Below are 22548 nucleotides of genomic sequence, written 5' to 3'. Positions count from 1 at the left end.
GTTAGTTCGTCATGTCGGTGGACTGAATCAATTGCACACCCGCTTGTTGCATCCGTCGTAGCGCCGCGTCTATCGAACCCTCGATATCGATGCCCCGGCAAGCGTCGAGTACCACGACGGCATTGAACCCCGCGATCCGCGCATCCAGGGCGGTGAACATCACGCAGAAATCCAGGGCCAGCCCCACCACATAGACGGTGTCGACGCCGCGCTCCTTGAGGTAACCCGCCAACCCGGTGGGTGTCTGACGGTCGGCCTCCATGAACGCCGAATAACTGTCGATGTCCGGATTGCAGCCCTTGCGGATGATCAGTTGGGCATGGGGCAGGTCCAGTGCCGGGTGCAACGCCGCGCCTTGGCTGCCTTGTATGCAGTGGTCGGGCCACAGGGTTTGTTCGCCGTAGGGCAACGGGATGGTGTCGAACGGTTGCTTGCCAGGGTGGCTGGACGCAAACGAAGCGTGTCCGGCCGGGTGCCAGTCCTGTGCTAGGATGACCCGCGTGAATGACCGGCCCAGACGGTTGATCAGTGGCACGATCTCATCGCCCCCTGGCACGGCCAACTGGCCACCCGGGATGAAATCGTTCTGTACGTCTATCACCAGCAATGCAGTAGTTGTGGCGCGAGTCATGGCTACGTTCTCCTTGAAGTCGTCTGCAAGCTTAGCGGAACCGGATCGGATCCAGTATCGTCGCGGGCTACTACGTCATCGCGAACAGCCGTGCGAAGCGGCGGCACATCCAACAATAATCTCCATGCACGGCGAAGTGTCTTTCGTCGTAAACATTCCCAGATTGATGGCTTTTTGATACTTCCTGCGATGGGATTGAGTACAATCGCAGCCTCAACCGGGCATGGAGGCAGTTCGGCGTTTCAGCTACGAGAAAACCCCCCATGCTCATCGGCAGTTATTCCCCCGCCCTTGTTTTGATTTCCCTATTGGTTGCAGTACTGGCGTCCTACACCGCGCTGGATCTGGCCGGACGTATCGCCACCACCCGTGGCCGCGCTGCTCACCTCTGGATGGCCGGTGGCGCATTTGCGATGGGGGTGGGCATCTGGTCGATGCACTTCATTGGCATGCTGGCATTCACCTTGCCGGTGGAACTTGGCTACGACCTGTCCATCACTGCGCTGTCGTTGCTGATTGCCATTCTTTCCAGTGGTTTTGCCCTGTGGCTGGTCAGCCAGCCACGTTTACCGGCCTGGCAGTTGGCTTTTGGCGCGCTGATCATGGGCGCCGGCATCAGCGCCATGCATTACACCGGCATGGCGGCCTTGCGGATGCAGCCGGGCATCGACTACGACCCGACGCTGTTCGGCGCTTCGCTGGTGATCGCGGTAGGGGCCTCCGCCGCGGCGTTGTGGATTGCCTTTCGCCTGCGCCACAACAGTCCCCGTGTTCGACTGGCCCGTGCCGGCGCCGCCGTGATCATGGGCGTGGCCATTGTCGGCATGCATTACACCGGCATGGCGGGGGCGCAGTTCAGGGAGGGCAGCTTCTGTGGTTCCCTCGACGGCTTGAGCGGCAAAGGCCTGGACAATGTGGTGCTGATCACGACGTTGGCGGTGCTGGCCATTGCCTTGCTGACGTCGATTCTCGACGCACGCCTGGAAGCCCGTACCGCGGAACTGGCCCAATCGTTGACCCAGGCGAACCGGGAACTGACTCAACTGGCCCTGCACGACCCCCTCACCGGATTGCCCAACCGGGTGCTGCTGGCGGATCGCATCGACCAGGCCATGCACCGGGTGCAGGAGCAGGGTGGCTGCTTCGCCTTGATGTTCATCGACCTGGACGGCTTCAAGCCGGTCAACGACGCCTTTGGCCATCACATGGGTGATTTGCTGCTACGCGACGTGGCCCTGCGCCTGCGCGAAGATTTGCGCAGCCAGGACACCCTGGCGCGGATCGGCGGTGATGAATTCGTGTTGCTGGTGCAACTGGCCGAGCCCGACGATGCCCTGCGGCTGGCGGCGCGCCAGGTCGGTTTGATCGGCCGCACGTTCCGGGTCACTGAGCATGATCTGCAGATTTCCGCCAGCGTCGGTATCGCGCTGTTCCCCGGTAACGGTCTGAGCGCCGAAGAGCTGCTGATGAACGCCGACGCGGCGATGTACCACGCCAAAGGCGCCGGCAAGAACGGCTACAGCTTTTTCGATGCTTCGATGAACAGCAATGCCCGCAAGCAATTGCAGTTGCTGCAAGACCTGCGCATCGCCGTCGAACAGCGGCAGTTCAGCCTGCATTATCAACCCAAGTTCGACGCGGCCAACGGTCGTCCGGTCGGCGCCGAGGCGTTGCTGCGCTGGCACCATCCGACCCAGGGCCTGTTGATGCCCGACACCTTCATCGACCTGGCGGAAAAGACCGGGCTGATCATTCCCATTGGCGAATGGGTACTGAACGAGGCCTGTCGGCAGATGCGTGAATGGTACGTGCTCGGCTATACCGATTGGCGTATCGCCGTGAACCTCTCGGCCTTGCAGTTCTGCCATGCCGGACTGGTGCAAAGTGTCGCCAAGGCCCTGGAGGTGCACCATTTGCTGCCCAACAGCCTGACCCTGGAAATCACTGAAACCACCGCCATGAGCGACGCGGATGCCAGCATGACGGTATTGCAGCAGCTTTCGGACATGGGCGTGGACCTGTCCATCGACGACTTTGGCACCGGCTATTCGAGCCTGATGTACCTCAAGCGGCTGCCGGCCAACGAGCTGAAGATCGATCGCGGCTTCGTGCGCGACCTGGAGCACGACAGCGACGACGCCGCCATCGTCTCGGCCATCGTCGCCCTCGGCCAGGCCCTTGGCCTGCGGATCGTCGCCGAAGGGGTGGAGACCGATGTGCAACAGGACTTCCTGACCCAACTGGGCTGCGACTCACTGCAAGGCTACCTGCTGGGCCATCCAATGCCGGCCGATCGCTTCCTGCAGAATATCCGCCAGGTGCCACGCTTGGCGGTGGTCTGAAACAGCATCGCCTGTGGGAGCGAGCCTGCTCGCGATAGCGATGGCTCAGTTGCAGGTGAGTCGACTGTGCAGCCGTCATCGCGAGCAGGCTCGCTCCCACGGGGGAGTCATGGTGCAGGAGATATCGAGTACGCCGCTGGACCTGTGGGAGCCGGGCTTGCCCGCGAAGGCGGCGGTCCATTCAACATTTTTGTGGCCGATATACCGCTATCGCGAGCAAGCCGCTCCCAGGCTTTATGTATCTTGGTTGGTCGCTACAGTAAAAGGAATGATTCGCCACCGTTGAAGTCGGAGATTCAGTACCTTGATAACTGGAGTCTTTCTATGCGTAAACCAACCTTGATCGCCAGCCTGGCGCTGATCGTCGGCCTTGGAGCCCTTGGGCCTGTTGCACAAGCGGTCGAGAAAACCGGGGATGCCTTGGAGCATTCGCCGAGCAATGGCCGCAGGCTGGTGGAGAACGACCGGGTACCCGCGGATTACCAGCGCGCGGACAGGGCCATGAAAGACTGGAAACAGAAGAAGCTCGAACAGCCGACAAACGACCAGCAATGGGTGCATATCGACGACAAGTACTTGCTGATCGAAACCGTGTCCGGCGCGATCGTCAAGATCGTTCCGGCCACGCGTTAGGCTCTGTGTGAAAAGTCTTTAGGACTTCAGAGCACTTCCCCCTTGTCCCACAGATGAACCAGCTCGCCGGGTGCCCGGTCCTCGGGCACCTGTAACACCATTTCATTGTCCTGATCGTCAGTGCGATAGCGTACTTCGATCTGGAAGAAGCGTTGATCCCCCTGACCCGAGGTGGAGGAGGTCAGCGGCAGGCAACCCTCCAGAACCGAATGGATGCGCGTGCGCTGGTCGAGGTCGCATTGGGCGAACTCGATTTCCCGCGGGCGGGTCAGGGCATGGATCGCTGCCACGCCGCCCTGGCGCGACAGGCGCACCACGGCGTTGTCGTCAAGGTCTGGAAGGGTTTTCATCAGCTCTCCTCGGTCAGGTTGACGCCGACCTGGGCCCAGCCGTCCTGTACCGCTCGTACCTCCCGCTCGCCGAACCGCTGGCGTGCATGCTCGACGGTCAGGTGGGCGAAGGCACTGAAAGTCGCGTCGTTGGCCAGGTTCCTGTCGCACAAGGTTTCATACCAGATCCGCCCGGCCTTTTCCCAGGCAAATCCGCCCAGTGCGGTGGCTATCAGATAAAAGGCGTGGTTGGGGATACCGGAGTTGATGTGCACACCGCCGTTGTCCTCACGGGTAATGACGAACTGGCGCATGTGAGCGGGCTGCGGGTCCTTGCCCAGCAGCGGGTCATCGTAGGCGGTGCCGGGATTGGCCATGCTGCGCAGGCCATCGCCGTTGATCTTATCGGTGAGCAGGTCGGCACCGATCAGCCAATCGGCCTGGTCGGCCGTCTGTTCGAGGACGAACTGCTTGACCAGCACACCGAACACGTCGGAGATAGACTCGTTCAGGGCACCGGATTGATTGGCATAGATCAACCCGGCTTCGCTTTCGGTGACGCCGTGGGCCAGCTCATGAGCCACGACGTCCAGGGAGCGGGTAAAACGCTGGAAAATTTCCCCATCGCCGTCGCCAAAGACCATCTGCGCGCCGTTCCAGAAGGCATTCTCATAGCCCTTGCCATAATGCACGCTGCCTACCAGGGCAAAGCCTTTGTTGTCGATGGAGTCGCGGCCCAGGACCTTCCAGAAGAAATCATAGGTCGCGCCCAGTGCGTCGTAAGCCTCGTCCACGGCCGCATCGCCACTGGCCGCTTGACCCTCGAGGCGCACCGGCTGGCCGGGCAGCTCCATGCTGTTCTGGGCATCGTGCACGCTGCGCTGTGGGTGTCCGGCCTTGCCCTTGGGCAGCACAGCGGCGGCGGGAGAGTTGCCAGGCGGACCCGGGTTGTGCCGCAGGCTACGCACATGGGTCAGGGTGCCGAGGGCACTGGAGCGTTGCTGTTCTGAGCCGTGGGCGATGATGCGATTGAGGATATAGGGAGGAATAAAGCCGTTGAGAGGGCGAGAGTCGATCATCAGAACATCCTTATCTGAATAGCAGGGTCGATACCCATGTGAACCGACGCGGGCGCTACGGTTCCCTCCTGTTTACCGGATTCATCCGCCGGCGCACGTTGCGCTCAAAGACCATTGGAGTTGCCAGGCGCGCCGATTTCTGCGAAAAACCGCGCCTGGAATCACTCGGGAATACCCATGAACGAAGTACTGCAAATCATCGACCTGGAACAGGGCGACGGCAAAAGCGTAGTCAAAGGCGCGCTGATTACCACCCAATACCGCGGCACCCTGGAGGACGGTACCGAGTTCGATTCGTCCTACAGTCGCGGCAAGCCTTTTCAGTGCGTGATCGGCACCGGGCGCGTCATCAAGGGCTGGGACCAGGGCCTGATGGGGATGAAAGTCGGCGGTAAGCGCAAGCTGCTGGTGCCGGCGTATCTGGCCTATGGCGAGCGATCCATGGGCGCCCACATCAAGCCCAACGCCAACCTCATCTTTGAAATCGAACTGCTGGAAGTGCTGACCAGGGACGATTGACGAGCGCTGGGGCACGTCAAGGTGCTTGGGTGCCTGACTGGTCGCTGAACGTCGGGATGCGTCCGTTGATCGAGGGGCGGTAGCTCCAGGTCAAACGGTCCCATCGCGGTTCTCGTTCAAGCATCGCTTCGAGTGTGGCGTGGGCGATGCTCAGCGCCAGGGTTTGCCCGGGACACTCATGACGCCCGGTTCCGAAACTGACGCTGCGACGGTTCGAGCGATCCAGCAGGAAGTCGTCCGGTTGCGGATTGAGCCGCGGGTCACGGTTGGCCGAGGCCAGCAGCACCAGGATCACATCGCCGCTGTTCAGCGTCGCGCCGAGGATTTCGCAGGGGGCGGCGACGAAGCGGCGGGTGTTTTGCACGCCCGGGTCGAAGCGCTGGACTTCGGCCAGCAGCGGGCTGATCTGCTTGGGGGCGGCGATGACTGTCCGTCGCAACGCCGGGTCGCGGATCAGTGCCAGCACCGCGTTGCCGATCAAGCCCGCCGTGGCTTCATAGGTCTGCGAAAGCAGGCCGATCAGGTTGGGGACCAGGCTGTCCGGATCGGTTGCCAAGTCCTGACAGATGCGTTTCAGCAGAGGGCTGTCCGGCGTGTCGATGCGTTCCCGGAACAGCATTTCCAGTTGTTCGGTGGCCCGGTGCGCCGCATCCAACTGCGTGGCTTGACTCAAGGGCGACAGGCCGGCGACGAAATCCCCGGTGAGTTCACTGACCAGGTGGCTTTGCGTCGGACTGAAACCCAGCAGCGCCGCTACCACGCTGGCCGGTCCGATGAACTGCCGAGGGTGCAGGTCGACGTCGTCCTCCGTGATGAAACGTGCCCTGACCAGTGTCTCCACCTGTTGCGGGTCGATGTCCTGTAGCCCAGGTGCAATGGCCGCTCGGGGGCAACGCTGGCGCTCGCCTTCGTTCATGCGCATCAGGCGCCCGAATACTCGGCCGGCAGGGCCATCGGCAATGGCTTTCGGCACGGGTTCGTGGGCTGGGCGCACATGGCAATCGGCGTGGCGCAGCACGGCGCACACCGCCTCGGCGCTGCTGGCGATCCACAATTTCAGGTGCGGATCGAAGGTCAGCCCTCCCTGGGCTCGCAGGCTGGCGTAGTAAGGGTAGGGGTCGGGATGGGTCGCGGCGGTGATCGGGTCCATGCAGCGCTGCCTTGTTCGTGTTGACGAAAGTGTTGCTACTATCCCCAGTCGATGCATGAATTGATTCGTCCGGGAGCGAAATATGAGCGCAGAACACTTTGATCTAGGTGTGTCCCAGGTGGCTGCGGCCATTGCCGAACCGGCGCGTACCCGGATGCTCTGTTCGTTGATGGACGGTCATGCCCGTACCAGCACAGAATTGGCGAGCATCGCCGAGGTCAGCGCCTCCACCGCCAGTGCCCATCTGGCGAAGCTCAAGGACCTGGCCCTGGTCCGTCTACATGTCCAGGGCCGCCATCGCTACTACAGCCTGGCGGACAAGCGTGTCGCCCAGGCGCTGGAAGCGTTGATGGTGATCGGTCAGAAGCCCGCGCCGGCTTTTGTGTCGCGTACTCCGGATCGCCTGCAATTTGCTCGCACCTGCTACGACCACATGGCTGGCACCCTGGCGGTGCGGTTGCATGACCGCATGATTGACGCCGGATGGTTGGTAGAGGGGGAGGGGCAGGATTATCGGCTGAGCGAATCCGGCAAGACGCTGTTCGAGGCGTTAGGCATTGACGTCCAGGCCCTGGCCAGTGAACGGCGCCGATTTGCCTGCCCCTGCCTGGACTGGAGCATGCGTCGGCCGCATCTGGGCGGTGCCTTGGGGGCGGCGTTGCTGCAATTGGCGATCAGGCGCCAGTGGCTGACTCAGGATCTGGACAGCCGGGCATTGGCCGTGACGGCCAAGGGGCGCCGGGAAATGCCCGGGCGATTGGGTGTCAGTGCGCAGAGGGATGTCGAACCCGCCGGTGCTATCGCGAGCAGGCTCGCTCCCACAGTGGATTTGCGTTGAACGCAAGCCTCATGACCACTGAGAATCCCTGTGGGAGCGAGCCTGCTCGCGATGGCGTCATCAGCAACACCATGCGAGAGGGCAAGCCCCCTCGCTTCTATCGGATCAGACCTTGACGATCCAGCCAGCCGGCGCTTCCACATCGCCGGTCTGCACGCCAGTCAGCTCTTTATAGAGCTTCTGGGTGATCGGGCCGACTTCGGTTTCGCTGTGGAACACGTGCAGCTTGTCCTTGTAGCTGATGCCACCGATCGGGGTGATCACCGCCGCGGTACCGCAGGCGCCAGCTTCCTTGAAGTCCGACAGCTTGTCGATGAACACATCACCTTCAATCACTTCCAGGCCCAGGCGGGTCTTGGCCAGCTCGATCAGTGACAGGCGGGTGATGCCCGGCAGGACCGACGGGGAGTTGGGCGTGACGAATTTGTTGTCATGGGTGATGCCGAAGAAGTTGGCCGAGCCGACTTCCTCGATTTTCGAATGGGTCAGCGGGTCAAGGTAGATGCAATCGGCGAAGCTGGCTTTCTTGGCCTGAGAGCCCGGCATCAGGCTGGCGGCATAGTTGCCACCGACCTTGGCGGCCCCGGTGCCTTGTGGGGCGGCGCGGTCGAAGCTGGAGATCAGGAAGTTGTGCGGGGTCAGGCCGCCCTTGAAGTAAGCGCCGACTGGAATGCAGAACACCGAGAAAATGAACTCGGGGGCGGTGCGCACGCCGATGTTGTCACCCACGCCGATCACGAAGGGGCGCAGGTACAGCGCGCCGCCGGTGCCGTAAGGTGGAATGAAGCGCTCGTTGGCGCGAACCACTTGCTTGCAGGCGTCGATGAACTGCTCGGTGTCGACGTGTGGCATCAGCAGGCGGGCGCAGCTGCGCTGCATGCGGGCGGCGTTCTGGTCCGGGCGGAACAGGTTGATCGAGCCGTCCTTGCAGCGGTAGGCCTTGAGGCCTTCGAAGCACTGCTGGCCGTAGTGCAGGGCGGTGGAGCCCTCGCTGATGTGCAGCACGTTGTCGTCGGTCAGGGTGCCGGTGTCCCAGGCACCATTGCGCCAGTGCGACAGGTAGCGCTTGTCGGTCTTGATGTAGTCAAAGCCCAGTTTGTCCCAATTGATGCTCTCGTTACCCATGACACCCTCTATATCTTCATAACCGTCGAAACGGTCAAGGCTTCTGACGTTTTTTGGATGGGGACAACAATACTTCATTCCAGGGGTGTTTCGCAGCCTCACTCGCATGATTGTTCCCACGCTCCGCGTGGGAATACTTCAACGGACGCTCCGCGTTCGGCTTTGGGACGCGGAGCGTCCCTGGCTGCATTCCCACGCGGAGCGTGGGAACGATCCTCAGGTCGCTATCTCACAGATGCAACGCATGCCCCAATGCCCGCAGCGCCGCTTCCTGTACCGCCTCGCCGAGCGTCGGATGGGCGTGGATGGTGCCGGCGATGTCTTCCAGCCGTGCGCCCATTTCCAGGGATTGGCCAAACGCGGTGGACAGTTCCGAGACACCCACGCCGACCGCTTGCCAGCCGACGATCACATGGTTGTCCCGACGCGCCACCACCCGCACGAAACCACTCTTCGACTCCAGCGTCATCGCCCGGCCGTTGGCGGCGAACGGGAAGCTGGAAACGATGCAGTCCAAACCGGCTGCCTTGGCTTCGTCCGGCGTCTTGCCCACCACCACCAGCTCCGGATCGGTGAAGCACACGGCTGCGATGGCCGTCGGGTTGAACTCGCGAGGCTGGCCGGCGATCAGTTCGGCGACCATTTCACCTTGGGCCATGGCCCGGTGGGCGAGCATCGGTTCGCCGCTCAGGTCGCCGATAGCCCAGACGTTGCGCATGCTGGTCTGGCAGCGACTGTCGATTTTCAGCGCCGAGCCGTTCATCGTCAGGTTCAAGGCCTCGAGGTTCCAACCTTGGGTATTGGGCTTGCGACCGACCGCCACCAGGACCCGGTCGGTGGACAGGCTCAAGGTGTCGCCGGCGGGGTCGCGCACTTGCAACGTGCTGGCCTGGGCGTCGAAACCCTCGACGCTGTGCTTGAGGTACAACTTCACGCCCAATTGCTTGAGCGCCTCATGCACCGGCTGGGTCAGCTCGCCGTCGTAGGCCGGCAGGATCCGTTCCTGGGCTTCCACGACGCTAACCTCGGCACCGAGCTTGCGGTAGGCAATGCCCAATTCCAGGCCGATGTAACCGCCACCGACCACCACCAGGTGCTTGGGCAGCGAGGTCGGGGCGAGGGCTTCGGTGGAAGAAACGATGGGCCCACCGATGGGCAGCATCGGCAGATCGACGCTTTTCGAGCCGGTCGCCAGCAGCAGGTGTTCGCACTGGATGCGGCTATCGCCGACCTCGACGGTCTTGCCGTCGATGATCTTGGCCCAGCCGTGAATGACCTGGACCTTGTGCTTTTTCAACAGTGTCGCCACACCGGTGGTCAGGCGATCGACGATGCCGTTCTTCCATTCCACGCTCTTGCCGATGTCCAGCACCGGCGCCGACACCGTGATACCCAGGGCTGAACCCTGGCTATGGTGTTGTGCCTGATGAAACTGTTCGGCCACATGGATCAACGCCTTGGACGGGATGCAGCCGATGTTCAGGCAAGTCCCGCCCAGCGCCTGGCCCTCCACGAGAATGGTCGGGATGCCCAGCTGACCGGCGCGGATCGCCGCTACGTAACCGCCAGGGCCACCGCCAATGATCAGCAGGGTGGTGTTCAAAGTCTGTTGCATGCCTGCTCCTGGTATCAGTCCACAAACAAGGTGGCGGGTTGTTCAAGCAGGCCGCGCAGGGCCTGGATGAATTGCGCAGCATCCATGCCGTCGACCACCCGGTGATCGAAGGAGCTGGAGAGGTTCATCATCTTGCGGATCACCACCTGGCCCTTGATGACCACAGGCCGCTCGACGATTTTGTTCACGCCGACGATCGCCACTTCCGGCAGGTTCAGCACCGGAGTGCTGACGATCCCGCCCAACGCGCCGAGACTGGTCAGGGTGATGGTCGAGCCGGACAGTTCGTCGCGGCTGGCCTTGCCATTGCGGGCTGCCGTGGCCAGGCGCGCGATCTCCGCCGCGCTGTCCCACAGGCTGCGGGCCTCGGCATGACGCACCACCGGCACCATCAGGCCGACGTCGCTCTGGGTCGCGACCCCGACATGCACCGCACCGGAGCGGGTGATGACCTGGGCCTCGTCGTCATAGCGCGCGTTCATCTGCGGGAAATCCCGTAAGGCCACGACCAGCGCCCGCACCAGGAACGGCAGCAAGGTCAGCTTGCCACGGCTGGCACCGTGTTTTTCATTCAGGTGAACCCGCAGCTCTTCGAGGGCGGTGACGTCGATTTCCTCGACGTAGCTGAAATGGGCGGCGCGCTGGGTGGCTTCCTGCATGCGCTGGGCGATCTTGCGACGCATGCCGATCACCGGGATCTGCTGCTCGTCGTGGCGCTCGGCGTAGCCTGAGCCGCCCTTGGCCGGCGTCGAGGGGCCTTGGGCCAGATACGCTTCCAGGTCCTCGTGCAGTACCCGGCCGGCAGGGCCGCTGCCCTGGACCAGACGCAGTTGGATGCCCAGGTCCAGGGCGTGTTTGCGCACAGCCGGCGAGGCCAGTGGGCGCTCGTCGGGATCGCGGGCCACAGGGGCCTGGGGTTGCTGGGCCGGGCGGGGCGCGGCGGCAGGTTTTTCCGCCACCGGCTCAGGCGCTTTGGGCGGTGCGGGCTCGGCGGCCAGAGTCGCAGCCGCAGCCGGTGGTTGTGCCGATTCCTTCAGGTTGCCGGCACCTTCCACTTCAATACGGATCAGTTCGCTGCCCACCGCCATGACTTCACCCGGCTCACCGCCCAGGGCGATGACCCGGCCATGCACGGGCGAGGGGATGTCCACCATGGCCTTGTCAGTCATGACATCGGCCAGAACCTGATCCTCGGTCACCAGGTCGCCAACCTTGACGTGCCATGCCGCCAATTCCACTTCCGCGATGCCTTCGCCGATGTCCGGCATCTTGATAACGTGCGTGCCCATTCAGACCTCCATGACCCGTTTCAACGCCGCGCCCACCCGGGACGGCCCTGGGAAATATGCCCACTCCTGCGCATGCGGGTAGGGGGTATCCCAACCGGTGACACGCTCGATAGGGGCTTCCAGGTGATGGAAGCAATGTTCCTGGACCAGCGACACCAGCTCGGCGCCGAAGCCGCAGGTGCGGGTGGCTTCGTGGACGATCACGCAACGGCCGGTCTTCTTCACCGACTTGACGATGGTGTCCAGGTCCAGCGGCCACAGGCTGCGCAGGTCGATGACCTCGGCATCGATGCCGGTTTCCTCGGCGGCGGCCTGGGACACATAGACCGTGGTGCCGTAGGTGAGGATGGTCACGTCCTTGCCTGGACGGGTGATGGCGGCGACGTCCAGCGGTACCGTGTAGTAGCCGTCGGGTACTTGTGCCGTCGGGTGTTTCGACCACGGCGTTACCGGGCGGTCGTGATGGCCGTCGAACGGGCCGTTATACAAGCGCTTGGGTTCGAGGAAGATCACCGGATCATCGTTTTCGATGGAGGCGATCAGCAGGCCCTTGGCGTCATAGGGGTTCGATGGCATCACGGTGCGCAGGCCGCAGACCTGGGTGAACATCGCCTCGATGCTCTGGCTGTGGGTCTGGCCGCCGTAGATGCCGCCGCCGCAGGGCATGCGCAGGGTCATGGGCGCGGTGAACTCGCCGGCCGAGCGATAGCGCAGGCGCGCCGCTTCGGAAATGATTTGGTCCGAGGCCGGGTAGACGTAGTCGGCGAACTGGATCTCGGCCACCGGCCGCAATCCGTAGGCGCCCATGCCTACGGCCACGCCGACGATGCCGCTTTCGGAGATCGGCGCGTCGAACACCCGCGAGGTGCCGTATTTGTTCTGCAGGCCTTCGGTGCAGCGGAACACGCCGCCGAAGTAGCCCACATCCTGGCCGAACACCACGACGTTGTCGTCACGTTCGAGCATCACGTCCATGGCCGAGCGCAGGGCCTGGATCATGGTCATGGTGGTAGTGGTCATGGCGGTATCCAGCGCAATAGTGTTGTTGTGATCGTTCATGTCAGATCCCCAACTGCTGACGCTGGCGCTTCAAGTGCTCCGGCATCTCTTTGTAGACGTCTTCGAACATCGTCGCGGCGCTCGGCACCTGGCCGCCGGCGAGGGTGCCGTACTGTTCGGCTTCCTTCTGGGCCGCGATGATCTGCGCTTCCAGCTCGGCGGTGACGGCGGCATGTTCCTCTTCCGACCATTGACCGATGCGGATCATGTGCTGCTTGAGACGGGTAATCGGATCGCCCAACGGGAAATGACTCCAGTCATCGGCAGGCCGGTACTTGGAAGGATCGTCGGAGGTAGAGTGCGGGCCAGCGCGGTAGGTGACCCATTCGATCAGGGTCGGACCGAGGTTGCGGCGGGCGCGTTCGGCGGCCCAGCGCGAGGCGGCGTAGACGGCCATGAAGTCGTTGCCGTCGACCCGCAGCGAGGCGATGCCGCAACCGACGCCGCGTCCGGCGAAGGTAGTGGCTTCACCGCCGGCGATGGCCTGGAAGGTGGAAATTGCCCATTGGTTGTTGACCACGTTGAGGATCACCGGCGCCCGGTAGACGTGGGCGAAGGTGAGGGCGGTGTGGAAATCCGATTCGGCGGTGGCGCCGTCACCGATCCAGGCCGACGCAATCTTGGTGTCGCCCTTGATCGCCGACGCCATGCCCCAGCCCACGCCCTGGATGAACTGTGTGGCGAGGTTGCCGGAGATGGTGAAGAAACCGGCTTCCTTGACCGAATACATGATCGGCAACTGGCGGCCCTTGAGCGGGTCCCGCTCGTTGGACAGCAACTGGCAGATCATGTCCACCAATGGCACGTCACGGGCCATCAGGATGCTTTGCTGGCGATAGGTCGGGAAGCACATGTCGTCGATGTTCAGCGCCAGGGCCTGGCCGCTGCCGATGGCTTCCTCGCCGAGACTCTGCATGTAGAACGACATCTTTTTCTGGCGTTGGGCGACCACCATGCGGTTGTCGTAGATCCGCGTCTTGAGCATGGCGCGCATGCCCTTTTCCAGGATGTCGAGGGGCACGTCTTCGGCCCAGGGACCATGGGCATTGCCCTGGTCGTCGAGCACGCGGATCAGGCTCCGGGCCAGGTCGGCGGTATCGGACGGCTCAACGTCGATGGAAGGTTTGCGCACCGTGCCCGCATCGCTCAGATGCAGGTAGGAAAAGTCGGTCTTGCAGCCGGGACGGCCCGTAGGTTCGGGGACGTGCAGGCGTAGCGGTTCGTACGCTGGGTTCATGGCTTTCTACGCTCGATCTTGTGAATTTCTTGTAGTGGGCGCGCTAGCTGACAAATCCCCTGGATGAGGAGAATTGTCCTACAACAATCATAGGCTCGACGGCGAAGAATATTTTTCTCAGTTGGCTTGCTGTTCGGACCATTTGCAGATAAAAAATCTGCACAACGATAAAAATCAGGAATATCTGTCTCATGCGTAAACTGGATCGCACCGACATCGGCATTCTGAACAGCCTTCAGGAAAACGCCCGCATCACCAACGCCGATCTCGCCCGTTCGGTCAATCTTTCGCCGACGCCGTGCTTCAACCGGGTCCGCGCCATGGAAGAGCTGGGGGTGATCCGCGAGCAGGTCACGCTGCTGGATGCCGACCTGCTGGGCCTGCACGTCAACGTGTTCATCCACGTCAGCCTGGAGAAGCAGGTGGAGGAGGCGCTGCAGCATTTCGAAGAAGCGATCTCGGACCGGCCCGAGGTGATGGAGTGCTACCTGATGGCGGGCGATCCGGATTACCTGATCCGCGTGCTGGTGCCGACGATCCAGTCCCTGGAGCGGTTCATGATGGACTTCCTGACCAAGGTCCCGGGCGTGGCGAATATCCGCTCCAGCTTCGCGCTCAAGCAGGTACGCTACAAGACGGCATTGCCGCTGCCGGCCAATGGGTTGACCTTGGGTACCTGAACCTCAACGGATAGTCGCAATCCCCTGTAGGAGCGAGCCTGCTCGCGATAGCGTCAGCGCCTGCGACATCAATGCAAGCTGGCCCACCGCTATCGCGAGCAGGCTCGCTTCCACAGGGTTTTTGCCCTTAAAGCTGATTGAGCGGAATCTTCAGATACGTCACGCCATTGGCCTCGGCGGGCGGCAGGTTGCCTGCCCGCACATTGACCTGGATCGCCGGCAACAGCAGCGTTGGCATACCCAACGTGGCGTCGCGCTGGGTGCGCATGGTGACAAAGGTGGCTTCGTCGATGCCATCGTGAACGTGGATATTGTGCTGGCGCTGTTCGCCCACGGTGCTCATGCAGTGGGGCTCGCGATGATCCGGCGGATAGTCATGGCACACATACAGCCGCACGCTGGCGGGGAAGGCCAGCAGCTTGCGGATCGAGGCGTAGAGCTGGTGCGCGTTACCGCCGGGGAAGTCGCAACGGGCGCTGCCGACATCGGGCATGAACAGCGTATCGCCCACCAGGATCACATCGTCGTCGATCAGGTAGGCCATGTCCGCCGGGGTATGGCCGGGCACGTGTAACGCGGTGGCCTTGAGGTTGCCGATGAAGAACGTTTCATCGGGGCCAAACAGATGATCGAACTGCGAACCGTCCACGGCAAACTGCGCTTCGAGGTTGAACAGTGCCTTGAAGACGTTCTGGACCTGGCCGATGGACTGGCCGATGGCGATCTTGCCGCCCAGTTCCCGACGCAGGTAGGACGCGGCGGAAAGGTGGTCGGCGTGGGCGTGGGTCTCCAGCAGCCACTGCACGGTCAACCGGTGTTCGCGTACGAACGCGATCACCCGGTCAGCCTGCGTGGTGCCGCTGCGCCCCGAGGCCGGGTCGTAGTCGAGCACCGGATCGACCACCGCGCATTGTCCTGCGTCCTGCTCATAAACGACATGGGTGTAGGTCTTTGAAGCGGGGTCGAGGAAGCTTTGGATCTGCGCGGGCATGACGACTAACCTGTACGGAAGGAACCGGTTGCAACACGTAAGGTTGGCAACATATGGTCCGCAGCTTAGTGAGGGCCAAGGCCTCCTGCAAATGCGATCGCATCTGCCAACAGGTGTGCGCGGCTTGAGAGAATCTTATGTTGCTGGCAAGTTTTTTCGGCGTGGTCATGGGCCTGGTCCTGGGATTGACCGGGGCGGGCGGCGGCATCCTCGCGGTTCCAGCGTTGGTGCTGGGGCTGGGCTTGACCATGACCCAGGCCGCGCCCGTGGCGTTGTTCGCCGTGGGCAGTTCGGCGGCGGTAGGCGTCATCGATGGCTTGCGCCATGGCCTGGTGCGCTATCGCGCGGCGTTGTTGATCGCATTGCTGGGGGCGGTGTTTTCGCCACTGGGCATCTTCCTGGCCCATCAACTCCCGGAAAAAATCCTGATGATCCTGTTCAGCTTGTTGATGGTGCTGGTGGCGGTGCGCATGTTGCGACGGGAAAGCGCGCAGCCGGGGCCGAGCGACCACGGTGCGGCCAGTTGGGGCCAGAAGAATTGCATGCTCGATCGCCAGACCGGACGCTTGGCCTGGACCCCGCGCTGCACCGCCACGCTGGCGACGCTCGGCGCGGTGACCGGCGTGGTGTCCGGCCTGCTGGGCGTGGGCGGTGGTTTCCTGATCGTGCCGGCATTCAAGCAACTGACCGACGTGCAGATGCGCGGGATCGTCGCCACCTCGCTGATGGTCATCAGCCTGATTTCGCTGATCGGCGTGGCGGGGGCCCTTCATGCCGGGGTGCGTATCGATCAGGTTGGGGCAATGTTCATCGTGGCCAGCATTGTCGGCATGGTGCTGGGCCGGCGACTGGCGTCCCGGGTCCCGGCCCGGGTGTTGCAGGTCGGGTTTGCCGGAGTGTGTCTGGGGGTGGCGGCGTACATGTGGGTGCGGGCGTAATGCGCGCAGCTGTGGAAACCCAGTGTGGGAGCAAGGCTTGCCCGCGATGAAGTTAGCGCGGTTTTTACCTTGGACCGTGTCGCCTCTATCGCGGGCAAGCCTTGCTCCCACGGCAAGCTCCCCCGCCACAGGGATTACAATGGCTTGCACTGCATCGAAAACCCCAACGCCACAGACTGCCCTTGTTCCAGCAGACGCAACCCCGGTCGCCCTGGCAGGTGGTGGGCGTTGACCGGGTGGCTGACCGGTTCGATGCAAAAGAAGTCCAGGCCCACCGGGCAGTACAGCAGGAAGTAATCGCTGCCGCTGGCTCGGCATTCCAATGCATAGCCCAGGTCGGGTTGTTCGATCAGGCAGTGTCCGTCCCAACCGCCGAAACCGTTATCCACGAGGGCATCCGGCAGCGCACGAGGCTGCTGGAAGTCCCAGTGTGCGGGAACATCACTCAACTGCGTCGGCAGCTTCGTGGCGTCGCACAACCAGACGTCGGTGGCGCAGGTCTGCAAGCGGGTGTTGATGGTCCGGGGGAAGTAAGGATGCAAGCCCAACCCATGCCAGGCCGGCTCTTCGGCCAGGTGGGTGACCTGCATCGAAACCTGCAATTGGCCACCGTCCAGGCGGATGCGCAGATTGGCGCAATAGGCGAACGGGTATTGGCTGTGCAGTTGCAGCAATGCCTCCTGAGGGCTCTGTTCGATCACCTGCCACGCCTGTTGCCAGGCGCTGCCATGGATCGGAAACGGGTCGTTGGGGCTATTGGCCTCCAATGCCAGCCAGCCGCCGGGACAATCGAAGCCGCCGTTGGCGATCCGGTTCGACCAGGGGATCAATGGAAAACAGCCGAGCTTGCCAGGCAGGCGGTTTTCCAGCGCCTGCGGTGCGGGCGGGCGCAACAGAGGCTGGCCGTTGCTGCGCAAGGTCCAACTCACCAGGCTGGCACCCAGGTGCGGCGCCACGGTGAGGTGGGTGAGTTCGTCTTCGAGGTGCAGGAGGGATGTCATGGTGGGCGTTGTCTGCCGAGTGGGAAGGGGTGGTGCAGGAGTTCTTGTGTGAACGCAGTTGTGGCGAGGGAGCTTGGCTGTGGGAGCAAGGCTTGCCCGCGAAAAAGGCGACACGGTTTCAAAGTAAAACCGCATTGACTTCATCGCGGGCAAGCCTTGCTCCCACAGCAAGCTCCCTCGCCACAAGGGGGCTTGCTCGCTTATGGGATTACAACACCAGATGCGGCAGCCACAGCGAAATGGCGGGGACGTAAGTCACCAGGAGCAGTACCAGGAACAACATGGCGTAGAACGGCAGCAGGGCCTTGACGGTGGATTCGATGCTGACCTTGCCAATGGCTGAGCCCACGAACAGCACTGCACCCACCGGTGGCGTGATCAGGCCGATGCCCAGGTTGACCAGCATGATCATGCCGAACTGCACCGGGTCGACGCCGATGCCCATGATCACTGGCATCAGGATAGGCGTCAGGATCAGGATCAGCGGCGCCATGTCCATCACGGTGCCGAGCAGCAGCAACATCACGTTGATGCACATCAGGATCACATAGCGGTTGTCCGACAAGGTCAGGAACGCGGTGGTGATCTTCGCCGGGATTTCCATCAGCGTCATGATGTAGCCGAAGCTGGCGGCGAAGCCGATCAGGATCATCACGATGGAGATGGTGCGCACCGTACGGTGCATCAGTTTTGGCAACTCGCTCCACTTGTAGTCGCGATAGATGCACATGGTCACGAAGAATGCCCAGACCACGGCAATGGCGGCCGACTCGGTGGCCGTGAAAACACCCGAGAGAATGCCGCCAAGGATGATGAACAGCGTCATCATGCCCCACATGGCTTCCTTGCAGATCTTCAACGCTTGCTTGAGCGGAATCACCTCGCCCTTGGGGTAATTGCGCTTTCTCGCAAAGACCAGGCACAGCGCCATCAGGCAGAGGTTCATCATGATGCCGGGGACGATGCCAGCCATGAACAGCGATCCGATGGAAACGGTGCCGCCAGCGGCGAGGGAGTACAGCACCGCGTTGTGGCTGGGCGGCGTCAGCAGCGCTTGCACCGAACCACTGACGGTGACGGCGGTGGCGAACTCACGCGGATAGCCGCGGCGTTCCATTTCCGGGATCAGCACCGAGCCGACCGAAGCGGTATCGGCTACCGAGGAACCGGAGATCGCACCAAAAAAACTCGAGGCCACGAGGTTGACCAATGACAGGCCACCGCGCACGAAGCCTACCAGCACACTGGCAAATGCCACCAATCGGCGGGACATGCCGCCCTCGGCCATGATCGCACCGGCCAGGACGAAGAAGGGAATGGCCAACAACGAGAATTTGTTCACGCCGCCCGTTATCTGAATCATCATGGCCTGGAACGGAATATCGATCCACCACGCCCCGATCAGGGCGGCAGCGCCCAGCGCGTAGGCGACCGGCATGCCGATCAGGATCAACAACAAAAAACTGCCCAGCAGAATCAGAGCGTCCATTAAGCGGCACCTTCGTTTTCTTCAACCAGGTCGAACTGCACGACCCGACGCTTGCTTTGATCACCCAACAGGAGCTTTTCCAGGACAAAAATCAGTGTCAGGAAGCCACCGACCGGGATCGGCATGTAGGTGATGCCGACGCGCAGGGTGGGGATGGCGCTCATGAATTGATTCCAGGTGGTCATGCACAGCTTGGTGCCCCAGACGGTCATGAAAATGCACACCGCGGCCATCAGGAGCTGGGTGAAAATCGAAGCCAGGGTTTGCCAGCGTGGGGGCAGCCGGCTGGTGACCATGTCCACGGCCATGTGCGAGCCGGAGCGATAGCTGGCGGCGGCACCGATGAACGTAAAAACGATCATCAGCAGGATGGCGGTGGGCTCCGGCCAGCTTGAGCCGGTACCGAGTACGTAGCGGGCAAACACCCCCCACGGAATCATCAGCGCAACGGCAAGGACAGAAAGGCCGGCCACCCAGATGCAAGTCATGTAAATCGTGTCGTTGATACGCAGCAGCAAATTCTTCATCGGGTTCCACCGTAACCGGGCGCGCCTTTTAACCGCAGGCGCGCCCAGCCTTTTCATGAGTACAGATCGAGAGGGGTTACTGGACCGCTTCGATACGCTTGATCAGATCGGCATAGGGTGCGCCGTATTTGGCTCGGATCGGTGCGGTGGCGTCGTAGAAAGGTTTCTTGTCGACGGTGATGAACTCGACGCCGGCAGCCTTGAGTTTTTCTTCACTGGCGATGGACTTCTTGTCCCACAGCACGCGCTCTTCGGCCTGGGCTGCCTTGGCGGCTTTTTTCACCATGTCCTGCTGTTCCGGTGTGAGCTTGTTCCAGGTGATCTTCGACATCACGATCGGCTCGGGCAGGATCAGGTGATTGGTCAGGCTGTAGTACTTGGCGTTCTGGTAGTGGTTGTGCTCGAGCATGGTCGGCGGGTTGTTTTCCGCGCCGTCGATCACGCCGGTCTGCAAGGCGCTGAAGATCTCACCAGTGTCCATCGCGATACCGTTGCCGCCCATGGCATTGATGGTCTCGATGAACATCGGGTTGCCTTGCACGCGAATCTTCATGCCCTTGAGGTCTTCGAGCTTGCGCACTGGCTTCTTGGTGTAGAGGTTGCGCGTGCCGCCGTCCATCCAGGCCAGGGCCACCAGGCCAAACTCGGAGTTGGTGATCCGGTCGAGAATCGCATCACCCACTTCACCGTCGATGACGGCGCGCATATGGGCCTGGTCGCGGAAGATGAATGGCATGTTGAAGACGTTCACGTCTGGCACCACAGGGCCGACGATACCCAGGCTGACGCGGGACATCTGGATCGCGCCGGCTTGCATCTGCTCGATGACTTCTTTTTCAGAGCCCAGTACGCCACCTGGGAAGTACTTGAATTTCAGCTCGCCGTTGCTCTCCTTCTCCAAGGTTTTACCCATGGATTCCTCGGCGACCACGGTCGGGTAGCCCTTGGGGTGGATGTCGGCGATCTTGATATCGAGGGCATGAGCTGCCTGCGCCAGGAAGGCCAGGGGCAAAGCTGCGATCAAAAGCGTGCGTTTGAAATTCATGATCAATCTCCAGTGTTGTTGTTTTTATGTCTATCGATGTGAAGCGGCAAAGCAGATCAGTTCGCGGAGTGTTTCCGTCCTCCGAAAGCAGGTTCAGCCAGGCCCTTGATGCCGGGGTTGAGGGCAAACACGCCACCGGCCAGGGATTGCGGGTCGTTGTCATCGCCTGGGCGGATCGAGGTGACGAACAGGGTGTCCAGACGGCTGCCGCCAAAGGCGCACATCGTTGGTTTCTTCACCGGTACGGCCAGCGAACGGTCCAGGCGGCCATCCGGGGTAAAGCGATGGATCAGCCCGGCATCGTTGGCGCAGATCCAGTAGCAACCTTCGGCATCCACGGCCGCGCCGTCGGGGCGCCCGGCCAACGGTTGCATATCGACGAACACGCGCCGGTTGGAGGGCGTACCGCTGTCGGGGTCGTAGTCGAAGGCCCAGATCTGCTGCACCAGGGGGTGAGAGTCGGAGAGGTACATCGTCCGTCCGTCCGGGCTGAAACCGAGGCCGTTGGGCACGATGAAACCGCTCAGTTGCGCCTCGACCGGGCTGCGTTGCCCCGCCTCATAACGGTACAGCCGACCTTCGGCGGCATTGGCGCCCATGTTCAGTACCATGCTGCCGGCCCAGAAACGCCCCTGACGGTCGCAACGGCCGTCGTTGAGGCGCATGTCGGCGCGGCTATGCTCGACGTTGGCGCACAACTCACTGTCCAGCGTCCCGTCGTCATTGGGGTGCAGGCGAAAGAAACCGCTCTCCATGCCGGCCACCCAGCCACCGTCCTGGTGACGGGCGATACAGGCGAGCATTTCCGGCGTTCCCCAGCCCTTTAGTTGGCCGGTCCCGGCGTTCCAGCACTGCAGGCCGCCACTGGGGATGTCCACCCAATACAGCGCGTTTTCCTCGGGGACCCACACCGGGCTTTCCCCGACGGCGTTGCGTGCGTCGACAATCAATTCAGCTTGCATGGTGATTCCCTTGTGCATTCGTATCCCATGAAAAACAGGCGAATCAGTCGTCGAACGGGCCGGCCGCTACGAAAGCACCGCCCTGGTAGATCCTGGCCGGGTCATCGGCGGCCGGCATCGGCTGGGCTTCGACCTTGGCACGGAAGATTTCGGAACTGTCCTTGGGCTGATAACCCAGGTGCGCGGCGTGGCTGTTGTCCCACCAGACATCGCGGTTGGCGGACATGCCGTACACCACGGTGTGCCCGACGTTCGGGGTGTAGAGCGAGCATTCGATCAACTGGGTGAGGTCGTCGTAGCTCAGCCAGGTGCTCATCATCCGGCGGTTCTGGGGTTCGACGAACGAAGAGCCGATGCGGATGCTGACGGTCTCGATGCCGTAGCGATCGAAGTAGAAGCTGGCCATGTCTTCGCCGTAGGACTTGGACAGGCCGTAGTAGCCATCCGGACGGCGAGGGGAGAGGGCGTCGAGGGCTTCATCTTGCTTGTAGAAACCGATGACGTGGTTGGAGCTGGCGAAAATGACGCGTTTGACGCCGTGCTTGCGGGCGGCTTCATAGATGTGGAACACACCGCTGATGTTGGCGCCGAGGATTTCTTCGAACGGACGCTCTACCGAAACGCCACCGAAATGCAGGATCGCATCGACGCCCTCCACCAGTTGATGCACCGCCTGTTTATCGGACAGGTCGCACAGCACCACTTCCTCGCTTTCGTCGATGGCCGGGGTCATGTTGGCGATGTCCGACAGGCGAATGTGTCGGGCGAAAGGCTTGAGACGTTCGCGCAGGACTTTGCCCAGGCCGCCGGCGGCGCCGGTCAGCAGCAAGCGATTGAAGGGATGACGGATGTGTGTGGTAGTCATGGAGTTACCTGAGCAAAACAGTGAGAGGTATCAGTTATGGGTTGCCGTTTGACCGCTGGAAAATATCCTTGTCCTCATGCTGATCTTCAGCGCCATTCCCCTGTGGGAGCGAGCCTGCTCGCGAAAGTGGTGGGTCAGCTTGCATAGAAGTTGGATGTACCGCCGCCATCGCGAGCAAGCTCGGCTCCCACAGTGGTTTGGCGT

At 62.1% G+C, this 22548-nt stretch carries 22 protein-coding genes; 6 read left to right on the top strand and 16 right to left on the bottom strand.

Features of this window, described 5'->3' with window-relative positions; genetic code table 11:
• Position 1: 1 nt before the first annotated feature.
• Complete coding sequence (pncA, locus tag ACODTO_RS24920) at positions 2-631, bottom strand: bifunctional nicotinamidase/pyrazinamidase (protein ID WP_139648688.1); 630 nt, start codon at positions 629-631, stop codon at positions 2-4.
• A 263-nt stretch (positions 632-894) separates the two neighbouring features.
• On the opposite strand from pncA, the gene ACODTO_RS24915 reads away from it, so the two are divergent.
• On the top strand, positions 895-2973 hold the full coding sequence (locus ACODTO_RS24915) for a putative bifunctional diguanylate cyclase/phosphodiesterase (protein ID WP_175362192.1): 2079 nt from the start codon (positions 895-897) through the stop codon (positions 2971-2973).
• 324 nt (positions 2974-3297) lie between these two features.
• On the top strand, positions 3298-3606 hold the full coding sequence (locus ACODTO_RS24910; RefSeq protein ID WP_041022179.1) for an RcnB family protein: 309 nt from the start codon (positions 3298-3300) through the stop codon (positions 3604-3606).
• Positions 3607-3632: 26 nt separating this feature from the next.
• Here ACODTO_RS24910 and ACODTO_RS24905 read toward each other — a convergent pair whose 3' ends face one another.
• The gene (locus tag ACODTO_RS24905) at positions 3633-3956 is read right to left on the bottom strand and encodes a protealysin inhibitor emfourin (RefSeq protein WP_139648692.1); all 324 of its coding nucleotides are present in this window, start codon (positions 3954-3956) and stop codon (positions 3633-3635) included.
• Positions 3956-5014, bottom strand: a complete 1059-nt coding sequence (locus tag ACODTO_RS24900) for a M4 family metallopeptidase (RefSeq protein WP_139648694.1) — start codon at positions 5012-5014, stop codon at positions 3956-3958. The genes ACODTO_RS24905 and ACODTO_RS24900 overlap by 1 nt, the downstream gene beginning before the upstream one ends.
• 177 nt (positions 5015-5191) lie before the next feature.
• Here ACODTO_RS24900 and ACODTO_RS24895 point away from each other — a divergent pair, with 177 nt between their 5' ends.
• Positions 5192-5533 (top strand): FKBP-type peptidyl-prolyl cis-trans isomerase, encoded by a 342-nt coding sequence (locus ACODTO_RS24895; protein ID WP_489107215.1) that lies wholly within the window; start codon positions 5192-5194, stop codon positions 5531-5533.
• A 16-nt stretch (positions 5534-5549) separates the two neighbouring features.
• Here the strand turns inward: ACODTO_RS24895 and ACODTO_RS24890 are convergent, their stop codons facing one another.
• Positions 5550-6683 (bottom strand): cytochrome P450, encoded by a 1134-nt coding sequence (locus ACODTO_RS24890; RefSeq protein WP_489107214.1) that lies wholly within the window; start codon positions 6681-6683, stop codon positions 5550-5552.
• Between the two features lie 82 nt (positions 6684-6765).
• On the opposite strand from ACODTO_RS24890, the gene ACODTO_RS24885 reads away from it, so the two are divergent.
• A complete protein-coding gene (locus tag ACODTO_RS24885; protein ID WP_139648700.1) occupies positions 6766-7521 on the top strand; it encodes an ArsR/SmtB family transcription factor in 756 nt (251 codons plus the stop codon).
• 105 nt (positions 7522-7626) lie between these two features.
• On the opposite strand, the gene ACODTO_RS24880 is transcribed toward ACODTO_RS24885, so the two are convergent.
• From ACODTO_RS24880 to ACODTO_RS24860, 5 genes are all read right to left on the bottom strand, one after another.
• Positions 7627-8646, bottom strand: a complete 1020-nt coding sequence (locus tag ACODTO_RS24880; RefSeq protein WP_139648702.1) for a branched-chain amino acid aminotransferase — start codon at positions 8644-8646, stop codon at positions 7627-7629.
• Positions 8647-8875: 229 nt separating this feature from the next.
• Positions 8876-10261 carry a dihydrolipoyl dehydrogenase gene (lpdA, locus tag ACODTO_RS24875; RefSeq protein WP_489107213.1) on the bottom strand — a complete coding sequence of 462 codons (1386 nt, stop codon included), beginning with the start codon at positions 10259-10261 and terminating at the stop codon, positions 8876-8878.
• Between the two features lie 14 nt (positions 10262-10275).
• Positions 10276-11550 carry a dihydrolipoamide acetyltransferase family protein gene (locus ACODTO_RS24870; RefSeq protein WP_489107212.1) on the bottom strand — a complete coding sequence of 425 codons (1275 nt, stop codon included), beginning with the start codon at positions 11548-11550 and terminating at the stop codon, positions 10276-10278.
• Positions 11551-12609: an alpha-ketoacid dehydrogenase subunit beta gene (locus ACODTO_RS24865; protein WP_139648707.1), complete on the bottom strand. Its 1059-nt coding sequence runs from the start codon at positions 12607-12609 to the stop codon at positions 11551-11553. It lies immediately after the preceding gene.
• A 1-nt stretch (position 12610) separates the two neighbouring features.
• Positions 12611-13846, bottom strand: a complete 1236-nt coding sequence (locus ACODTO_RS24860; RefSeq protein WP_489107211.1) for a 3-methyl-2-oxobutanoate dehydrogenase (2-methylpropanoyl-transferring) subunit alpha — start codon at positions 13844-13846, stop codon at positions 12611-12613.
• Positions 13847-14037: 191 nt separating this feature from the next.
• On the opposite strand from ACODTO_RS24860, the gene bkdR reads away from it, so the two are divergent.
• Positions 14038-14526: a Bkd operon transcriptional regulator BkdR gene (bkdR, locus tag ACODTO_RS24855; protein ID WP_003202929.1), complete on the top strand. Its 489-nt coding sequence runs from the start codon at positions 14038-14040 to the stop codon at positions 14524-14526.
• A 127-nt stretch (positions 14527-14653) separates the two neighbouring features.
• On the opposite strand, the gene ACODTO_RS24850 is transcribed toward bkdR, so the two are convergent.
• A complete protein-coding gene (locus ACODTO_RS24850) occupies positions 14654-15517 on the bottom strand; it encodes an MBL fold metallo-hydrolase (RefSeq protein ID WP_489107210.1) in 864 nt (287 codons plus the stop codon).
• A gap of 137 nt (positions 15518-15654) precedes the next feature.
• On the opposite strand from ACODTO_RS24850, the gene ACODTO_RS24845 reads away from it, so the two are divergent.
• Complete coding sequence (locus ACODTO_RS24845; protein ID WP_489107209.1) at positions 15655-16455, top strand: sulfite exporter TauE/SafE family protein; 801 nt, start codon at positions 15655-15657, stop codon at positions 16453-16455.
• 134 nt (positions 16456-16589) lie between these two features.
• Here the strand turns inward: ACODTO_RS24845 and ACODTO_RS24840 are convergent, their stop codons facing one another.
• The 6 genes from ACODTO_RS24840 to ACODTO_RS24815 all read right to left on the bottom strand — a co-directional run bounded on the left by ACODTO_RS24840 (position 16590) and on the right by ACODTO_RS24815 (position 22344).
• Positions 16590-17456 carry an aldose 1-epimerase gene (locus ACODTO_RS24840; protein ID WP_489107208.1) on the bottom strand — a complete coding sequence of 289 codons (867 nt, stop codon included), beginning with the start codon at positions 17454-17456 and terminating at the stop codon, positions 16590-16592.
• Positions 17457-17664: 208 nt separating this feature from the next.
• The gene (locus ACODTO_RS24835) at positions 17665-18945 is read right to left on the bottom strand and encodes a TRAP transporter large permease (RefSeq protein ID WP_175386746.1); all 1281 of its coding nucleotides are present in this window, start codon (positions 18943-18945) and stop codon (positions 17665-17667) included.
• Positions 18945-19472 (bottom strand): TRAP transporter small permease, encoded by a 528-nt coding sequence (locus ACODTO_RS24830; RefSeq protein WP_139648719.1) that lies wholly within the window; start codon positions 19470-19472, stop codon positions 18945-18947. The genes ACODTO_RS24835 and ACODTO_RS24830 overlap by 1 nt, the downstream gene beginning before the upstream one ends.
• Before the next feature lie 76 nt (positions 19473-19548).
• Complete coding sequence (locus ACODTO_RS24825) at positions 19549-20517, bottom strand: TRAP transporter substrate-binding protein (RefSeq protein WP_175362203.1); 969 nt, start codon at positions 20515-20517, stop codon at positions 19549-19551.
• A 56-nt stretch (positions 20518-20573) separates the two neighbouring features.
• Complete coding sequence (locus tag ACODTO_RS24820; protein ID WP_139648723.1) at positions 20574-21479, bottom strand: SMP-30/gluconolactonase/LRE family protein; 906 nt, start codon at positions 21477-21479, stop codon at positions 20574-20576.
• Between the two features lie 43 nt (positions 21480-21522).
• Positions 21523-22344 carry an NAD-dependent epimerase/dehydratase family protein gene (locus ACODTO_RS24815; protein WP_139648725.1) on the bottom strand — a complete coding sequence of 274 codons (822 nt, stop codon included), beginning with the start codon at positions 22342-22344 and terminating at the stop codon, positions 21523-21525.
• Between the last annotated feature and the right edge of the window lie 204 nt (positions 22345-22548).

Source organism: Pseudomonas sp. FG13 (assembly GCF_057809755.1).
Note: the sequence above shows the minus strand (reverse complement) of the source record. Positions and strands in the feature narration are given on the sequence as shown.